Genomic DNA, 15,701 nt, shown 5'->3' with positions numbered 1-15,701 from the left:
TAAGCGCTTGTTCAAACAAGGAACAGGACGCCCCGCCGGCCGTCCATTCCCAGGCCACATACTGGAGCATCCGATGAAACCCGTTTTGGTCAAATCCACCCTTGCTTTCTCTGCCGTCGTCCTGGCCCTGAGCGGCTGCCTGCAGGAAGGCGCCATTTCGCCGTCCCATGCGGCCAACACCGCCACACCGGCGGCCCCCGTCCAGGCGAGCGGCCCGGTTTCCCAGGGGCGCTACGGCCTGCCCGACTTCTCCGCGCTGGTCGAACAGGTCGGCCCCGCGGTGGTGAACATCAGCGTCACCCAGAAGGTGGCCCGCGGCGGTGCCACCTCAGGTGAAGACCCCTTCGCCGACGATCCTTTCTACGATTTCCTGCGCCGCTTCGGCATCCCTGCCCCCGGCACCCCGGGCAATGGCGGCGGCCGGGGCGGCCGGGCCCCCGAGCAGATCCAGCAAGGCGTGGGCTCCGGCTTCATCGTCAGCGCGGACGGCTACGTGCTGACCAACGCTCACGTGGTGGACGGCGCCACCGAAGTCACCGTCAAGCTCACCGACAAGCGGGACTTCAAGGCCAAGGTCGTCGGCAGCGACAAGCGCACCGACGTGGCCCTGCTGAAGATCGATGCCACGGGGCTGCCCTTCGTGAAGACCGGCGACGCCGAGCGCAGCAAGGTCGGCGAATGGGTGGTGGCGATGGGCTCGCCCTTCGGCTTCGAGAACACCGTGACCGCAGGCATCATCAGCGCCAAGGCCCGGCGCCTCCCCGACGAAAACTACGTTCCCTTCATCCAGACCGACGTGGCCATCAACCCGGGCAACTCCGGTGGCCCGCTGTTCAACCTGGCCGGTGAAGTGATCGGCATCAACTCCCAGATCTACTCCCGCTCCGGCGGTTTCATGGGCATCTCCTTCGCCATCCCCATCGATGTGGCCTTGAAGGTCAAGGACCAGCTGCAGAAGTACGGCAAGGTATCCCGCGGCCGCCTCGGCGTGACCATCCAGGGGCTGGACCCCGAACTCGCCCAGAACTTCGGCCTCGACAAGCCTTCCGGTGCGCTGGTCGCCAACGTGGAGGCAGGCTCGCCGGCCGAAAAGGGTGGCCTGCAAACGGGCGACGTCGTGATTGCCGTCAATGGTCAGAAGGTGGACAGTTCCGCGGATCTGCCGCGCATCATCGGCGAACAGAAGCCCGGAACCACCGTCCGCCTGTCGGTATGGCGTGACCGCAAGAACCGCGAGGTCAACGTCGTCCTGGGCGAGCAGACGGCCGAGAAGACCCTCGCAGCCAGCCCCGACCGCAAGGGTGAAAGCCCCAGCGCCAAGCTGGGTCTGACCGGACGGGCCCTGAGCGCCCAGGAGGCCTCGCGCCTCGGCGTGCCGGGCGGCATCGTCGTAGAAGGCGCCAGCGGCCCTGCAGCCAAGGCCGGACTGCAGGGCGGCGACGTGATCCTCGGCATCAACAATCAGGCGATCACCAGCGTGGAGCAGTTCCGCAAGCTTCTGGACGCCGCCGGCAACCGCTTTGCGCTGCTGGTCCAGCGTGGCAGCGGCCGGATCTTCATGGCCGTGCGGCTGGGCTGAGCCCCGGCCGGAGCCGCGGGCGCCCCTTTGGAGCCCGCGGCGGCCGTGCATCGCATCACGCTCATATTGAGCACTAATCCACAAGAAGGAGGTTGAGGGCCCCCTATAATCTCGGGCCGGGGTAATGTGCTGAACTGTCGGCCCCCCGATCCCACACGAAATCACACATCCCGAGATGCCCTTGCTTCCCGACAGGCGGTTCCTGTGCGCTTTACTGACCGGACCCGCGGTCGCCCTGGCAGCCGACGCCGTTTCGGTGCCGGGTGCGGAAGCCCCGTTTTTTGAAGACCTGCCCACCGTTCTGTCGGCCTCCCGCCTGCCCCAGCCCCTGAACGAGGCTCCCGGGGCGGTCACCATCCTTGACCGGGATTTCATCCAGGCCACCGGCTACCGCGATGTGGCACGCCTGCTACGCCTGGTTCCCGGCATGCAGATCGGCCAGGAACGCGGCCATTCCCAGTGGGTGACCTATCACGGACTCGGCAGCGACTTTCCCACCGAAATCCAGGTCCTGATCGACGGCCGCTCGGTTTATGCCCCCAATTCATCGGGCGGCGTGGACTGGTCGGCTCTGCCCCTGACGATCCAGGAGATCGAACGCATCGAGATCGTGCGGGGTACCAACTCCAACGCCTACGGCGCCAATGCCTTTCTCGGCGTGATCAACATCATCACCCGCCACAGCCACCAGGAGCACGGAGCCTCCGGGCTGCTGAACGTCGGTAACCGCGGCATCGCCGATGCCCAGGTAAGCTGGACCGGTGGCGGCAACGGCGCCGGGGTGCGGCTATCGGCGGCCCGCACCCGGGACAGCGGCTTCCGCAATGTGCATGACTCACGCCTGAGCCAGACCCTCAGCCTGCGCAGCGACTACCGGATCGATGCCCGCGACGAACTGACCCTGCGCGCCGGCTACAACCACATCAACCGCGAGGCAGGCTACGCCGATTCAATCTACAACAACAACGGCGAGCGCATGGCCGCATCGGAGAACAGCACCCTGCACCTGACCTGGCGGCGCACCCTCAGCCAGGACGAGGAATGGCTGGTCAGCTTTTACCGCAACCACGAATCATCGATAGACCAGTGGCTGGCCAGCTCACCGGACTTCCCCGCCGTCCCCCTCAACCGCAATCGCCAGAGCGATCGCAGCAACGCCGAAATCCAGCACCGCTTCGCCCTGAATGCCCAGACCCGCATGGTCTGGGGCCTGGAAGGACGACGTGACGAGACCTCTGCGCCCTTCCTGTTTGCCGGCGGCTCCCCCCCATCCATCAACCTGTACCGGGCCTTCTCCAACCTGGACTGGCACATCACGCCCGGCTGGCAGCTCAATCTCGGCGGCCTTCTCGAAAAGAGCGGAGACAAGGCGGCGCAGTTCGTTCCCCGTGCCTTCATCAACTGGCAGAGCACACCCACCTCGACCCTGCGCGCTGGCTACGCCCGCGCCTGGCAGCAGCGCAACCTGTTCGACATCTACGGGGATGTGCGCGCCTACGCGCCGGGCAGCGACCCAGCCACCAGCAAGCCGATCGCCTGGCCCTACGTACCGAATCCCAATCTGCGCACACCCTCCGTCGACACCCTCGAGATCGGCTATCTGGGACGTTTCCCGTCGATCGATGCAACCCTGGACGTACGCCTGTTCCATGAGCGGATCAGCCACTTCGTGATCCGCCGCAGCATCCCCTCGCCGGTAGGGCCGCTGGCGCTGGCGGGACTCCCCTCGTCCCAGTTCGACAACCTGAGCTCGCCGGTCGTCCTGCGTGGCCTCGAATACCAGTTCCGCTCACGGCCACGGCCTGGCACCGAGATCCTGCTGAGCCACACCCTGATCGATCGCCACACCAGCGAACCGGAAGTGGCAGCCCGTACGGCGCCCTACTCGGCGTCCCTCACTTGGCTGCAGGACTACGGCGGGGGCTGGAAGAGCACGGCCAGCCTCCTGCGCATGGGCTCGCTGGCCGGCGGCTATGGCTATGTGCCAGGCTGTGCCTACGCCTCCGCCGATTACACCAGCCTCGACCTGCGCCTGGCCCGGGCTTTCCGGCTTGACGGCCGGAAAATGGAACTGGCGCTCAATGGCATCAACTTGGGTGGCCGCCACCAGGAGATCGCCGACCGCTCGGAGCAATGCTTGCCCCAGTACGTGAACAAGCCGGTCAATCCGGCCTCACCGATGGTCTGGCTATCCCTGGCTGTGGAGCTCTAGCCGGCAACGGGAGGCGGAAAGACCCGCCCCCCGTTGCTTTCAGCCCACTCCGGGCGTCTCCGGACCCACAGTCTTGCGGATGAACACCGCACGCTGCACATCCTTGACCCACACCAGCCCGTCGCCGGTCTGCCCGGTACTGGCCACCTGGACGATGTGATCCACCAGCAGGTCGGCGATATCGTCCGGCGCAATGATCTCGATGCGCACCTTCTCCGTGAAGTCGGTCAGCACCTCCTTGATGGAGTGCGGGGTATGGCGCACCGTCGCACCACAGCCCGCCGCCTTGGTGACGGTCATGCCGGGAAAGCCCGGCAGGGCCCGCAACACCTCGCGCAGGCGCGGCAGCTTCTGGGGACGGATGATTGCAAGTATCTCTCTCATGTTGCGTTCCTTCAGGTGCGGGGACGGACCCGCGAGGGCCCGCCCTGGATGTCACGCTTCGTACGGCGTGTCGTCAAACCACTTGTAAAGGGTGGGTAGCACCACCAGGGTCAGCAGGGTCGAGGTGATAAGGCCGCCGATCACCACGATGGCCAGCGGACGCTGCACCTCCGAGCCCGGCCCAGTGGCGAACAGGAAGGGAATCAGCGCCAGCAGGGCCACCGTCGCGGTCATCATGACCGGCCGGAAACGCAGCACCGCGCCCTGCACCACCGCCTGGGCCACCGGCATGCCTTCCGTGCGCAGGCTGCGGATATAGCTCACCAGCACCACCCCGTTGAGCACCGCGATCCCCCACAGGGCGATGAAGCCCACCGAGGCCGGCACCGACAGGTATTCGCCCGTCACCAGCAAGCCCAGCACTCCGCCCACGCTGGCAAAAGGCAGCACCAGGATGATCAGGCTGGCCAGCTTGAGCGAGCCGAACAGCAGGAAGAGCAGGAAGAAGATCGCCGCCACCGTCACCGGGATGATGATGGTCAGGTGGCCCATCGCCCGCTCCAGGTTCTGGAACTGGCCGCCCCACTCCAGGTAATAGCCCTCCTTCAGCTCCACCTTGGCGTCCACCACCTTCTGCAGCTCGGCGACGAAGCCGCCCAGATCGCGGTCCTTCACGTTGATGGCCACCACCACGCGGCGCTTGGCCAGCTCCCGGGACACCTGGGCCGGGCCATCCACCACCTTGATGGCGGCCAGATTCTCCAGCGCCACCTGGGCACCGCTGGGCGCGCTGACCAGGATATTGCCGATCTTCTCCACGTTGTCGCGGTAGCTCTCCGGCAGACGCACCACCGAGGCAAAACGCCGCTCGCCCTCGTAGATCTCGGTGGCCTGCTTGCCACCGATGGCGGCCTCGATCACGTCGTTCACATCCGACACATTGAGGCCGTGACGGGCGATCGCGGCCCGGTCGATCTCGATCGACAGGTATTGCTGGCCGGTCACCCGCTCGACCCGGATGTCGGTCGCGCCCTGCACCGAGGACGCCACCCGGGCGATCTCGTCGGCCTTCTTCTTGAGCAGGTCCAGGTCGTCGCCGAAGACCTTGACGGCCACGTCCGAACGCACCCCGGTCACCATCTCGTCCACCCGGTCGGAGATCGGCTGGGCCATCACCACCTGGGCGCCAGGCAGCACCTTGAGCTTCTCGCGCATGGCGTCGGCGATGTCGTCCTGGGTCCACCCGTCGGGCCACTCGTCGCGCGGCTTGAGGCTGACGATGGGGGTCGATTCGTTCTGCCCCTGGGGATCGGCCGGCGACTCGCCGCGGCCCACCCCGGAGATAGCCGACTTGACGCCCGGCACTTCCATCACCAGCTTCATCGCCTGCATTTCCATCTTGATGGACTCATCCAGGGAGATGTTGGGCACCCGGTTGATGCCGGGCACCACCGAACCCTCCTTCATCTCGGGGATGAAGGCGGTGCCCAGCAGCGGAAACACCCCCAGGGTCGACACCAGCAGCACGATGCCGCCCACCACCGTCTTGCGGCTGTTGGCCACCGACCAGTGGAGCATCTTCAGGTAGGGCGCCTTGAGCTTGGCGATCAGCCAGGTGTCGTGCTCCGCACCGCCCTTGAGCAGGTAGGAAGACAGCACCGGGGTGAGGGTCAGGGACAGGAACAGCGACACCGCCAGGGCGATCGCGATGGTGTAAGCCAGGGGCGCGAACATCTTGCCCTCCATGCCCTGCAGGGTCATCAGCGGCAGGAACACCAGGATGATGATGCTGACCCCGAAGATGACCGGCGTAGCCACCTCACGCACCGCATCGAAGATGATGCGGACCTTGCTCTCGCCGGATTCGCCCGCGTGCCCAAGCCGCCCGAAGGCGTTCTCCACCACCACCACCGAACCGTCCACCATCAGGCCGATGGCAATGGCCAGGCCGCCGAGGGACATCAGGTTGGCCGAGATGCCATAGTGGTTCATGGCCATGAAGGTGAGCAGCGGTGTCAGCACCAGGGTCGCCACCACGATCAGGCTGGAACGCACATCGCCGAGGAACAGGAACAGCACCACGACCACCAGCAGGATGCCCTCCATCAGCACCTTGGTCACGGTCCACAAGGCCGCATCCACCAGCTCCGAACGGTCGTAGTAGGGCACGATCTTCAAGCCGTCGGGCAGCATGCCCTTGTCGTTGATCTCGGCCACCCGGGTCTTGATGCGGCTGACCACCTCCTTGGCGTTGCCACCACGCAGCATCATCACCACGCCGCCGACCGACTCGGTAACACCGTTCTTCACCACAGCCCCCTGACGCACGTCGTGGCCGAAGGCGACTTCCGCCACATCACGCACGTAGACGGGCGTACCACCCACCTCCTTGAGCACGATCGCGCCGATGTCGGACAGGCTCTTCACCAGGCCCACCCCGCGGATCAGGTACTGCTCGGCGTACTGGGGCAGGACGCCTCCGCCGGAGTTGGCATTGTTGCGGGCCACCGCCTCATATACATCACGGATGGTGAGGTGGTGGTGGCGCAGCCGGTCCGGGTTCACCAGCACCTGGTACTGGCGGGCATAGCCACCCTGGGAGTTGATCTCCGCCACCCCCGGAATCGAGCGCAGCAGCGGGCGCACCACCCAATCCTGGACGATGCGCCTCTCGGTCAGCTCCTTCTCGCTAAGCTGACGGTCGCCGTCATCGGGATGATCGAGGGTGTACTGGTACACCTCACCCAGGCCGGTGGATACGGGGCCGAGCACCGGCACGATGCCCGTGGGCATGCGGCTGCCCACTTCCAGCAGGCGCTCCATCACCAGCTGGCGGGCGAAATACACGTCCGTCGCATCGGTGAACACCAGGGTGATCAGAGACAGGCCGGGCTTGTTGAGGGAACGCATCTCCTCAAGCCCGGGCAGGCCGGTCATGGCGATCTCCAGCGGCACCGTGACAAAGCGCTCCACCTCTTCAGGGGAACGGCCCTTGGCCTCGGTGGCGATCTGGACTTGTACGTTGGTGACGTCGGGGAAGGCATCCACCGACAATTTGCGCGCCGCATTGAGGCCGAAGACCATCAACACGACCGCCACCACCACCACTACCAGACGTTGCTGGAGGGCGGTTCTGACGAGGGATTCGATCATGGCCGGTCCTTATTCCAGTTCCTTGCGCTTGCGCTCGTTGTTCAGGTGGAAAGCCCCCGACACGAGAATGCGCTGCTCCGGCTTGAGCCCGGACAAAACCGCCCGCTTGCCGTCCATGTCCGGCCCCAGACGCACCGGCGTCAGGCGGAACTGCTGGGCCGCTACTTCAACGAAGACATTGTCGGCATCGGAATCGCGCACCACCGCCTCGGCGGGAATGACCACCCGTTGCACCGGCGCGGCCTGGATCAGCATGGTGGCCAGCATGGCTGGCTTGAGCTGGCGGTTGGCGTTATCCACCACACTTCGTACTGCGATCGTGCGGGTTTCGGGATTCACCGTATCGGCCACGAAGATCAGCTTGCCAGACAGGCTCGAACCCAGCGCCGGCACCTCGATGTCTACTGTCTGCCCTGCCTTGACCAGAGCGGCCTGCTGCTCCGGCACCTCGGCAGTGACCCATACCCGGGACAGGTCGGCCACCACGTAGAGGGCGTCAGCGGGCTGCACGACCTGGCCCTGGGCCACCTGGCGCTCCACCACGGTTCCAGCCATGGTCGAAGCCACCGAGGTCACCGAGTTGATGGCCCCTGTCACCCCCAGCTTGTTAATCGCGGCGGAAGACATGCCCAGCACACGCAACTGATCGGCAGCCCCACGCTGCTCGGCGGAAGCGATGGAAAGCTCGCTCTCGCGCCGCTGCAACTCGGCCTTGCCGATCACGTCGGCGGCGAAGAGCTGGCGCGCCCGCTCGACGCTGCGGGCCTGCAGATCGGCGTGGGCCCGGGCTTTCAGGTAAGTGAGCTGGGCCTCGCCCAGCTCGGTGCTGTTGATCACCGCCAGGGAATCACCCACCTTCACCTGCTGGCCCAAGTGTGCCTGGATCTCGATGACCCGGCCGGTCACCGTGGCACCGATACGGGTCACCCGGGTCTGGTCGAAGTCCACCTTGCCGGCCACCCGCAGGGTGTCGGATATCTGGGTCTGTCCAGCGGGCATCACCTTGATTTCCGCACCAAAAGCGGGCGGAACGGTGACCAGTGCGGGATCGGGCGGGGAGACCTTGATTTCGGCCCCCGTCCCCTCGCTGAGGGTCGTCGCAGTGGCGTTGTCGCCTGCCTTTGTTGCGGGGCTGGACGCTTCCTTGCAGCCACCGAGGACGAGGGCGGCCAGCAGGATGGCCAGGTTAATCGGTCTGAGCTTCATGGTTGGGATCCGGATCATTGGGCAGCGCGCAGGCGCTCGATTTCGATGACGGCCAGCTGCAGTTCGTAGCGGGCGGAGATGAGTTCATTGCGGGCAAAGCGGAACACGCGCTGGGCGTCGAGGTAGTCGAGGATGCCGCGCTCACCGAAACGGTAAGCCGCCTCTGCCACCTTGAGGGCTGCCTCGGCCTCGCGCAGGATGCCGTTCTCCAGCGCGTTCACCTGGTTGCGGGCAATCTCGTAATGGCGATAGGCCGTTTCCAGGGCCTGCAGCAGCAGCAGCTCCTGGTTGTCGCGGTCGCTGCGCGACTTGCCCAGCAGGGCCCCCGCCTCGGCCACCGGCCCGGTCCGCCGATCCCACAGCGGCACCACCGCAAACACACCGATGCGGCTGTTGCGGGTCTCCACGTCACGATCCTCGGCCACCTTCAGGGCTACCTCCGGATGGCGGCGCAGCCGCTCCAGCTCCAGCTGGGTCTCAGCCCGGCGCACTTCCGCACGGGCCCGGGCCAGCTCCGGGTTGCGCGCCAGCACCTCCTCACGCAGGGCCTCGAGGCCCGGAACCGCCGGGCCGGCGGCCAGTGATCCATCCACCTCGAAGTCCACCGGCAAGCCCGGGCCCACCATGCTGCGCAGCAGCGCCTTGGCCTGGGCCACCCGCAAGCCGGCGCTCTCGGCCGTCTTCTGGGCGTTGAGCAGCTCTGTGTCGGCCTTGATCAGCTCATAACGGGGTGCTTCACCAGTCTGCACGCGGACGGCGACCCGCGCGCGGATCTGCTCGGCCAGGCTCAGGTCTTCGCGGGCAGCCCGCTGCTCGGCCTGGCGACGCAGCAATTCGAAGAAACGCTGGTCGAGACGCGCCAGCAGATCCACCTCGAAAACACGGCCCTCGGCCTGACGGGCTTCCAGCCCGTAGCCCGCCGCACCGACGCGTGCCTCGCGCTGCCACGGGTTATCGATGCGCTGCGTGATCTCGAGGGTCTGCGAAGCGCCCGTTGCGGCACCCGGCACGCGCGCCTGGGTCCGGCCGGCCAGGAACTCGACTTCCGGATTGGGATAGGCGCCCGCGGTGACGATCTGGGCCCGGCCCGCGTCCACCATGGCGCGGGCAGCCTGCAGCGAGGGATGAGTGGCCCGGGCCGCATCACGCAGGGCCTGAAGCTTGTAGGGCTCGGCCGCCGGCGCAGCGGCCAGGGCTGATTGCGCCATCGCCACAAAGGCGAGGGCCGCACAAAATCTGATTGACATAAAGATCCTTCAGTACCCGGGAGGGCACTGCCGATGACAACAAAAAGCAACAGGCGCGAACAACCCGTCGGCGAACAGCCCCTTGTCCGGGGGCAAGGTCAACCCAGACGTGGAGGTGGCGATATTTGCCGGGGTGTCACCGAAAACCAGTGGCAAAGCACATGGCCTGGAGGATCTTCAAGCAGAAAGCGGACCTGCCCACGTATCTCGCAGGCCAGGGCAGGGCAATCCAGCGGATCCGGACAATCCAGATCCATGCTTGCATCAAGGACGGGGGACAGCTGCTGGACCTGTTCGGCCATGTCAGCCAACTCGGCGGCGGCCTCCACGTTGTCGTCAGCCATGGAGGTGCCTGCCCAGAACAGGACAAGGCAGGCCATCAACAGGGAGAGGAGTCGACGCAGGGATTGCATTGCAACAAAAGACCGGAGTGGGGCCATCAAAGTTCCGCATCCGCTTACGATTACGTGGGAGCGACGAGACGTGGGCGTGACTATAATCGCACTTTTTTCGTTTTCCCTTCTCATCATGTTGCGTCGCATCATCCTGCTCCTGCTGGTCCTTCCGGCCCTCGCCTTCGCCCAGATGACCCCGCCGACGGTCGCGGCCAAGGCTTGGTTGCTCCTCGACGTGGGCTCCGGCCAGACCCTCACCGCAGAGAAGCCCGACGAGCGGATCGAGCCGGCCTCACTGACCAAGCTCATGACGGCCTACCTCAGCTTTGCCGCCGTCAAGAACAAGACCATTGCCCTCGACCAGGTCGTCCCGGTGTCCGAACGGGCCTGGAAAGTCCCCGGCTCCAAGATGTTCATCGAGCCGAACATGCCAGTCACCGTGAAGGAGCTGATCCACGGCATGATCATCCAGTCCGGCAACGACGCCTGCGTCGCCCTGGCGGAAGTGATCGCCGGCTCCGAAGAGAACTTCGTGCAGCTGATGAACAAGGAGGCCGCCCGCCTCGGCCTCAAGAACACCCACTTCGAGAACTCCACCGGCCTTCCCCACCCCTCGCACCTGGCCTCGGTGCGTGACCTGGCCACGCTGGCCACCGCCATCATCCGCGACTTTCCCGAGTTCTATCCGATCTATTCCATCAAGGAATACACCTACAACAAGATCAAGCAGCCCAACCGCAACCGCCTGCTCTACATCGACCCCACCGTCGACGGCGTCAAGACCGGCCACACCGATAGCGCCGGCTACTGCCTGATCGCCTCCGCCAAGCGCAACGAGCGCCGCCTGATCTCGGTGGTGGTCGGCACCACCAGCGACGGCGTGCGCGCCCAGGAATCCCAGAAGCTGCTCAACTGGGGCTACCTGGCCTTCGACACCGTCAAGGTATACACCGCCAACCAGGCCGTGCAGGAGTTCCGCATCTGGAAGGGCCAGGAGAACATGGTCAAAGCCGGCTTCCTGAACGATTTCGTGCTGTCCCTGCCGAAGGGTGACGGGGACAAGCTGAAGGCCAACGTGGTCAGCCAGCAACCCCTGATGGCGCCGGTGGCCAAGGGCCAGGCCATCGGCACCCTGCAGCTCAGCCTGGACGGCAAGCCGGTCGGCGAATACCCCCTGGTCGCCCTCGAGGAAGTCCCCGAGGCCGGCTGGTTCGGCCGCCTGTGGGACGCCATCCGTCTGTGGTTCAAGAACCTTTGAGCGAGACGCCGATGACTGAAGAACGCACCACCCTGCTCGAATTCCCCTGCGAATTCCCCATCAAGATCATGGGCGCGCGGGTGGATGGCTTTGCCCAGACGGTGCTCGAGGTGGTGCTGCGCCACGCCCCGGACTTCGACGCCGGGGCCATGCAGATGCGGCCCTCCACCAAGGGCAACTACCTGGCCATCACCTGCACCCTCAACGCCACCTCCCAGGCCCAGCTCGACGCCCTGTACCGGGAGCTGTCTTCCCACCCGATGGTCAAGGTCGTCCTGTGATCGTCCGACGCCCGGGCCTGGTGCCCTACGAGCCCACCTGGCGGGCCATGCAGGAATTCACCTCCAGCCGCGACGCCAGCACCGAGGACGAACTGTGGCTGGTCCAGCACCCGCCGGTCTACACCCTCGGCCAGGCGGGCAAGCCGGAACACCTGCTGCAGGCCACCGAGATCCCCATGGTCAAGATCGACCGGGGCGGCCAGATCACCTACCACGGTCCCGGCCAAGTGGTGGCCTACCTGCTCCTCGACCTGCACCGGCGCCACCTCAAGGTGCGCGAAATGGTCAATCTGCTGGAACAGTCCCTGATCGACTGCATCGCCGACTACGGCCTGACGGCCGAGCGCAAGGACGGTGCCCCGGGGGTTTATATTGCCGGCGAGAAGGTGGCAGCCCTCGGCCTGCGGGTCAGGAACGGCTGCACCTACCACGGCCTGTCCCTCAATGTCGATATGGATCTCACACCATTTACGTGGATCAATCCTTGCGGCTATAGTGGGCTCAAGACCATACAACTCAAGGACTTCGGTGTGACCGAGGCACCCGACGAAGTCGCCGAGCGGCTTCTCGGTCACCTCCGGCGACATTTTCCCGACGTCCCCCCCACTGCCTGACCAAAGGACAACCGCCCCATGGATTCCGAGAGCCGCAAGCAGCGCGGCGCCGCCAAGACCGCCCGCATCCCCATCAAGATCGTTCCCGCCGAACGCCTCAAGAAGCCCGACTGGATCCGCATCAAGCTGGGCGCCGGCGCCGAGGTCGAACGCTTCAACGAGATCAAGGACACGCTGCGCGAGCACAAGCTGCACACGGTCTGCGAGGAAGCCTCCTGCCCGAACATCCACGAGTGCTTCGGCAAGGGCACGGCCACCTTCATGATCATGGGTGACATCTGCACCCGCCGCTGCCCGTTCTGCGACGTGGGCCACGGCCGCCCCGAGGCGCTGGACGCCGACGAACCGGCCAACCTGGCCAAGACCATTGCCGCGATGCGCCTCAACTACGTGGTGATCACCAGCGTGGACCGGGACGACCTGCGCGACGGCGGCGCCGACCACTTCGTGCAGTGCATCAGCGCCACCCGCGAGGCCAGCCCCAAGACCACCATCGAGGTGCTGGTGCCCGACTTCCGCGGCCGCATGGAGATCGCCCTGGACATCTTCGACCAGGCTCCGCCGGACGTCATGAACCACAACCTGGAAACCGTGCCGCGCCTCTACAAGCAGGCCCGTCCGGGTTCCGACTACGCTTACTCCCTCGAGCTGCTGAAGCAGTTCAAGGCCCGCCACCCGGAGGTCAACACCAAGTCCGGCCTGATGGTCGGCCTCGGCGAGACCGATGACGAGATCCTCGAGGTGATGCGCGACATGCGTGCCCACAACGTGGACATGCTCACCATCGGCCAGTACCTGCAACCCTCCGGCGGCCACCTGCCGGTGCTGCGCTACGTCCATCCCGACACCTTCAAGATGTTCGAGACCGAAGCGCTGAAGATGGGCTTCAAGAACGCCGCCTGCGGACCCATGGTGCGCTCCAGCTACTGGGCTGACCAGCAGGCCCACGGCGCCGGGGTCGTGTAAGCCGGCCGCCCCTGCATCACCGAAGGCCGGATGTCCGCAGCCCGCGGCATCCGGCCTTCGCACGTTCACGGGCCGGCCTCCCCCTAAGCCCCACCCCGCGACGTTTTGCCACGCGCGGGCCATTGCCCGACCCACGGACAATCCGCGCTTTGCCACCCCGCGCAGGAAGTCCCGATGCATTCAATCCGTCCCAGGCCGGCCACGCTCGCCGTGATGCTCGCAGCCGCCTTCCCCCTCCTTGCCGCGCCCGCGGCCCGGGCTGAAGAGCAAGCCCCCGAATTGCCGGACGTGGCCGTCACAGCCCCGCGGATCAAGCCCCTCCCCACCGCTTCAAGCCCCGACCGTAGCCGCCTGGCCGGCCTGCGCGCCACCACCGCCGACACGGCGGCCCTGCTGGGCGAACTCCCCGGCGTGGCCCTCTCCAGCGCCGGCGGTGTCTCAAGCCTGCCGGTGATCCGCGGCTTCGCCGACGACCGCAACCGCATCCAGGTCGACGGCATGGACCTCATCTCGGCCTGCGGCAATCACATGAACCCGCCCCTGTCCTACCTCGACCCCAGCCGCCTGGAAAACATCCAGGTATACAGCGGCGCCACACCGGTCAGCCTGGGCGGCGACAGCATCGGCGGCACCGTCGTGGCCCGCTCGCGGTCGCCACGTTTCGCCGCTCCGGGCGAAGGCCCCCTCAGCAGCGGCGAGGCCGGCGTGTTCTACCGCTCCAACGGCGACGCCCACGGCGCCCGCATCAGCGCCGACTGGGCCGGCGAAAGCCTCGCTGCCCGCTATACCGGCTCCACCGCCCAGGCCCGCAACTACCGCTCGGCGAAGGCCTTCAAGGCCGGCACCACGGCCACCAACAGCGTGTCCGGCCCCCACTGGATCGCCGGCGACGAGGTCGCCTCCACCGCCTATCGCACCGACAACCACGCCCTGGACCTCGCCTTCCGCCATGAGCAACACCAGCTCGGCCTGGAGATCGCCACCCAGCACATCCCCTACCAGGGTTTCCCCAACCAGCACATGGACATGACCGACAACCGCAGCAGCCGGGTGAACCTGGGCTACCAGGGGCGCTTCGGCTGGGGCGGCATAGAAGGCCGGCTCTACCACGAGAGCACCCGCCACAAGATGGACTTCGGCGATGACAAGCTCTACTGGTATGGCGCCGCCCGCAACGTGGCGGGCATGCCCATGGACACCCACGGCCGCAACACCGGCGCCCGCCTGAAGGTGGAGCTGATGCCCAACGAGCGGGACACCCTGCGCCTTGGCGCCGACCTGCAGCGCTACCGTCTCGACGACCAGTGGGCGCCAGTGGCCAACTCGATGATGATGTCGCCCGACACCTTCTGGAACATCCGCAACGGGCGGCGCGACCGCAACGAACTGTTCGCCGAATGGGAAGCCGCCTGGTCGCCCCGCTGGCTCACCCTGGCCGGCCTGCGCGGCGGCACCGTCCGTACGGATGCCGGCAGCGTACAGGGCTACAACAGCATGGCGATGATGTACGGCAACGATGCCGCCCGCTTCAACGCCGCCGGGCGCCGCGTGACCGACCACAACCTGGACGCCACCCTTCTGGCGCGCTTCACGCCCGACGCCGGGCAAACCTTCGAGGCCGGCTATTCCCGCAAGACCCGCTCCCCCAGCCTGTACGAGCGCTACACCTGGTCCACCAACGGCATGGCCGTGGCCATGAACAACTGGGTGAACGACGGCAACGGCTACGTGGGCGACGTCGGCCTCAAGCCCGAGGTGGCCCACACACTCAGCCTCGCCGCAGATTTCCACGATGCGGCCGAGCAGGCCTGGGCAATGCGGATCGCCCCCTACTATTCCTTGGTGGACGACTACATCAATGCCCGCTGCCTCGGCAGCTGCACGCCCGGCCGCTTCAACGCCCTGAAGGTGGCCAATACCGACGCGCGGCTCTACGGCGTCGACGTATCCGGCCACGCCCTGCTGCATGCCTCCGAAGGCCTCGGCCGCCTGCTCGGCAAGGCCGTCGTCGGCTACGTGAAGGGCAAGGACACCCGCAGCGACGACGGGCTCTACAACATCATGCCGCTCAACGCCCGCCTCATGCTGGAGCAGCAGGCCGGCGCCTGGACTCATGGCATCGAGGGCTTCTTCGTGGCGGCCAAGCACGCCGTATCCGACGTGCGCAACGAGATCCGCACCGCCGGCTACGGCCTCCTCAACCTGCGCAGCAGCTATGACCAACAGCGCTTCCGGATCGACGTGGGCATCGAGAACCTCTTCAACAAGCACTACGCCCTGCCCCTGGGCGGCGCCTACATCGGGCAGGGCAGCACCATGTCGCTCAACGGCACCGGCGCGCCCTACGGCATCGCCGTACCCGGCATGGGGCGTTCGCTCTACGCGGGGCTCACCGTCCGCTTCTGA

The 15,701-nt window shown here is 66.3% G+C and carries 12 protein-coding genes; 7 read left to right on the top strand and 5 right to left on the bottom strand.

Translation table 11 applies throughout. The annotated features are described in order from the left end of the window. Positions 1-73 precede the first annotated feature (73 nt). Positions 74-1,579: a DegQ family serine endoprotease gene (locus tag HHL15_RS10910; protein ID WP_169145789.1), complete on the top strand. Its 1,506-nt coding sequence runs from the start codon at positions 74-76 to the stop codon at positions 1,577-1,579. A gap of 181 nt (positions 1,580-1,760) precedes the next feature. Further along, a complete protein-coding gene (locus HHL15_RS10905; RefSeq protein ID WP_169145788.1) occupies positions 1,761-3,791 on the top strand; it encodes a TonB-dependent receptor plug domain-containing protein in 2,031 nt (676 codons plus the stop codon). Positions 3,792-3,830: 39 nt separating this feature from the next. On the opposite strand, the gene HHL15_RS10900 is transcribed toward HHL15_RS10905, so the two are convergent. From HHL15_RS10900 to HHL15_RS10880, 5 genes are all read right to left on the bottom strand, one after another. Then, a complete protein-coding gene (locus HHL15_RS10900; RefSeq protein WP_169145787.1) occupies positions 3,831-4,175 on the bottom strand; it encodes a P-II family nitrogen regulator in 345 nt (114 codons plus the stop codon). 51 nt (positions 4,176-4,226) lie between these two features. After that, positions 4,227-7,328, bottom strand: coding sequence for an efflux RND transporter permease subunit (locus HHL15_RS10895; RefSeq protein WP_169145786.1), 3,102 nt, complete (start codon positions 7,326-7,328; stop codon positions 4,227-4,229). Positions 7,329-7,337: 9 nt separating this feature from the next. Beyond that, a complete protein-coding gene (locus HHL15_RS10890) occupies positions 7,338-8,534 on the bottom strand; it encodes an efflux RND transporter periplasmic adaptor subunit (RefSeq protein WP_169145785.1) in 1,197 nt (398 codons plus the stop codon). Between the two features lie 14 nt (positions 8,535-8,548). Continuing rightward, positions 8,549-9,781, bottom strand: coding sequence for a TolC family protein (locus HHL15_RS10885; protein ID WP_235943344.1), 1,233 nt, complete (start codon positions 9,779-9,781; stop codon positions 8,549-8,551). Between the two features lie 98 nt (positions 9,782-9,879). Continuing rightward, a complete protein-coding gene (locus tag HHL15_RS10880) occupies positions 9,880-10,125 on the bottom strand; it encodes a hypothetical protein (RefSeq protein WP_169145784.1) in 246 nt (81 codons plus the stop codon). 184 nt (positions 10,126-10,309) lie between these two features. Here HHL15_RS10880 and HHL15_RS10875 point away from each other — a divergent pair, with 184 nt between their 5' ends. The 5 genes from HHL15_RS10875 (at position 10,310) to HHL15_RS10855 (ending at position 15,701) form a co-directional block, all read left to right on the top strand. Continuing rightward, positions 10,310-11,434: a D-alanyl-D-alanine carboxypeptidase family protein gene (locus HHL15_RS10875; protein ID WP_408065725.1), complete on the top strand. Its 1,125-nt coding sequence runs from the start codon at positions 10,310-10,312 to the stop codon at positions 11,432-11,434. An 11-nt stretch (positions 11,435-11,445) separates the two neighbouring features. Beyond that, on the top strand, positions 11,446-11,715 hold the full coding sequence (locus tag HHL15_RS10870; protein ID WP_169145783.1) for a YbeD family protein: 270 nt from the start codon (positions 11,446-11,448) through the stop codon (positions 11,713-11,715). After that, positions 11,712-12,329 (top strand): lipoyl(octanoyl) transferase LipB, encoded by a 618-nt coding sequence (gene lipB / locus HHL15_RS10865; protein WP_169145782.1) that lies wholly within the window; start codon positions 11,712-11,714, stop codon positions 12,327-12,329. Before HHL15_RS10870 ends, lipB begins: the two co-directional genes overlap by 4 nt. 18 nt (positions 12,330-12,347) lie before the next feature. Next, entirely contained in the window at positions 12,348-13,295 is a 948-nt protein-coding gene (gene lipA, locus HHL15_RS10860; RefSeq protein WP_169145781.1) for a lipoyl synthase, read from the top strand. A 174-nt stretch (positions 13,296-13,469) separates the two neighbouring features. Continuing rightward, positions 13,470-15,701: a TonB-dependent receptor gene (locus HHL15_RS10855; RefSeq protein ID WP_206198715.1), complete on the top strand. Its 2,232-nt coding sequence runs from the start codon at positions 13,470-13,472 to the stop codon at positions 15,699-15,701.

The sequence above is a fragment of the Zoogloea dura genome (genome assembly GCF_012927165.1).
Lineage (GTDB): Bacteria > Pseudomonadota > Gammaproteobacteria > Burkholderiales > Rhodocyclaceae > Zoogloea > Zoogloea dura.
The sequence above is the reverse complement of the archived record's forward strand: the minus strand, read 5'-3'. Positions and strand labels throughout refer to the sequence as shown.

Excerpts from the sequence above, each read along its gene's own strand:
- HHL15_RS10895 (WP_169145786.1), bottom strand. The coding sequence starts at position 7,328 with ATGATCGAATCCCTCGTCAGAACCGCCCTCCAGCAACGTCTGGTAGTG.
- lipA (WP_169145781.1), top strand. The coding sequence starts at position 12,348 with ATGGATTCCGAGAGCCGCAAGCAGCGCGGCGCCGCCAAGACCGCCCGC.
- HHL15_RS10875 (WP_408065725.1), top strand. The coding sequence starts at position 10,310 with ATGTTGCGTCGCATCATCCTGCTCCTGCTGGTCCTTCCGGCCCTCGCC.
- HHL15_RS10890 (WP_169145785.1), bottom strand. The coding sequence starts at position 8,534 with ATGAAGCTCAGACCGATTAACCTGGCCATCCTGCTGGCCGCCCTCGTC.
- HHL15_RS10880 (WP_169145784.1), bottom strand. The coding sequence starts at position 10,125 with ATGGCTGACGACAACGTGGAGGCCGCCGCCGAGTTGGCTGACATGGCC.
- HHL15_RS10900 (WP_169145787.1), bottom strand. The coding sequence starts at position 4,175 with ATGAGAGAGATACTTGCAATCATCCGTCCCCAGAAGCTGCCGCGCCTG.
- HHL15_RS10885 (WP_235943344.1), bottom strand. The coding sequence starts at position 9,781 with ATGTCAATCAGATTTTGTGCGGCCCTCGCCTTTGTGGCGATGGCGCAA.
- HHL15_RS10910 (WP_169145789.1), top strand. The coding sequence starts at position 74 with ATGAAACCCGTTTTGGTCAAATCCACCCTTGCTTTCTCTGCCGTCGTC.
- HHL15_RS10870 (WP_169145783.1), top strand. The coding sequence starts at position 11,446 with ATGACTGAAGAACGCACCACCCTGCTCGAATTCCCCTGCGAATTCCCC.
- HHL15_RS10855 (WP_206198715.1), top strand. The coding sequence starts at position 13,470 with ATGCATTCAATCCGTCCCAGGCCGGCCACGCTCGCCGTGATGCTCGCA.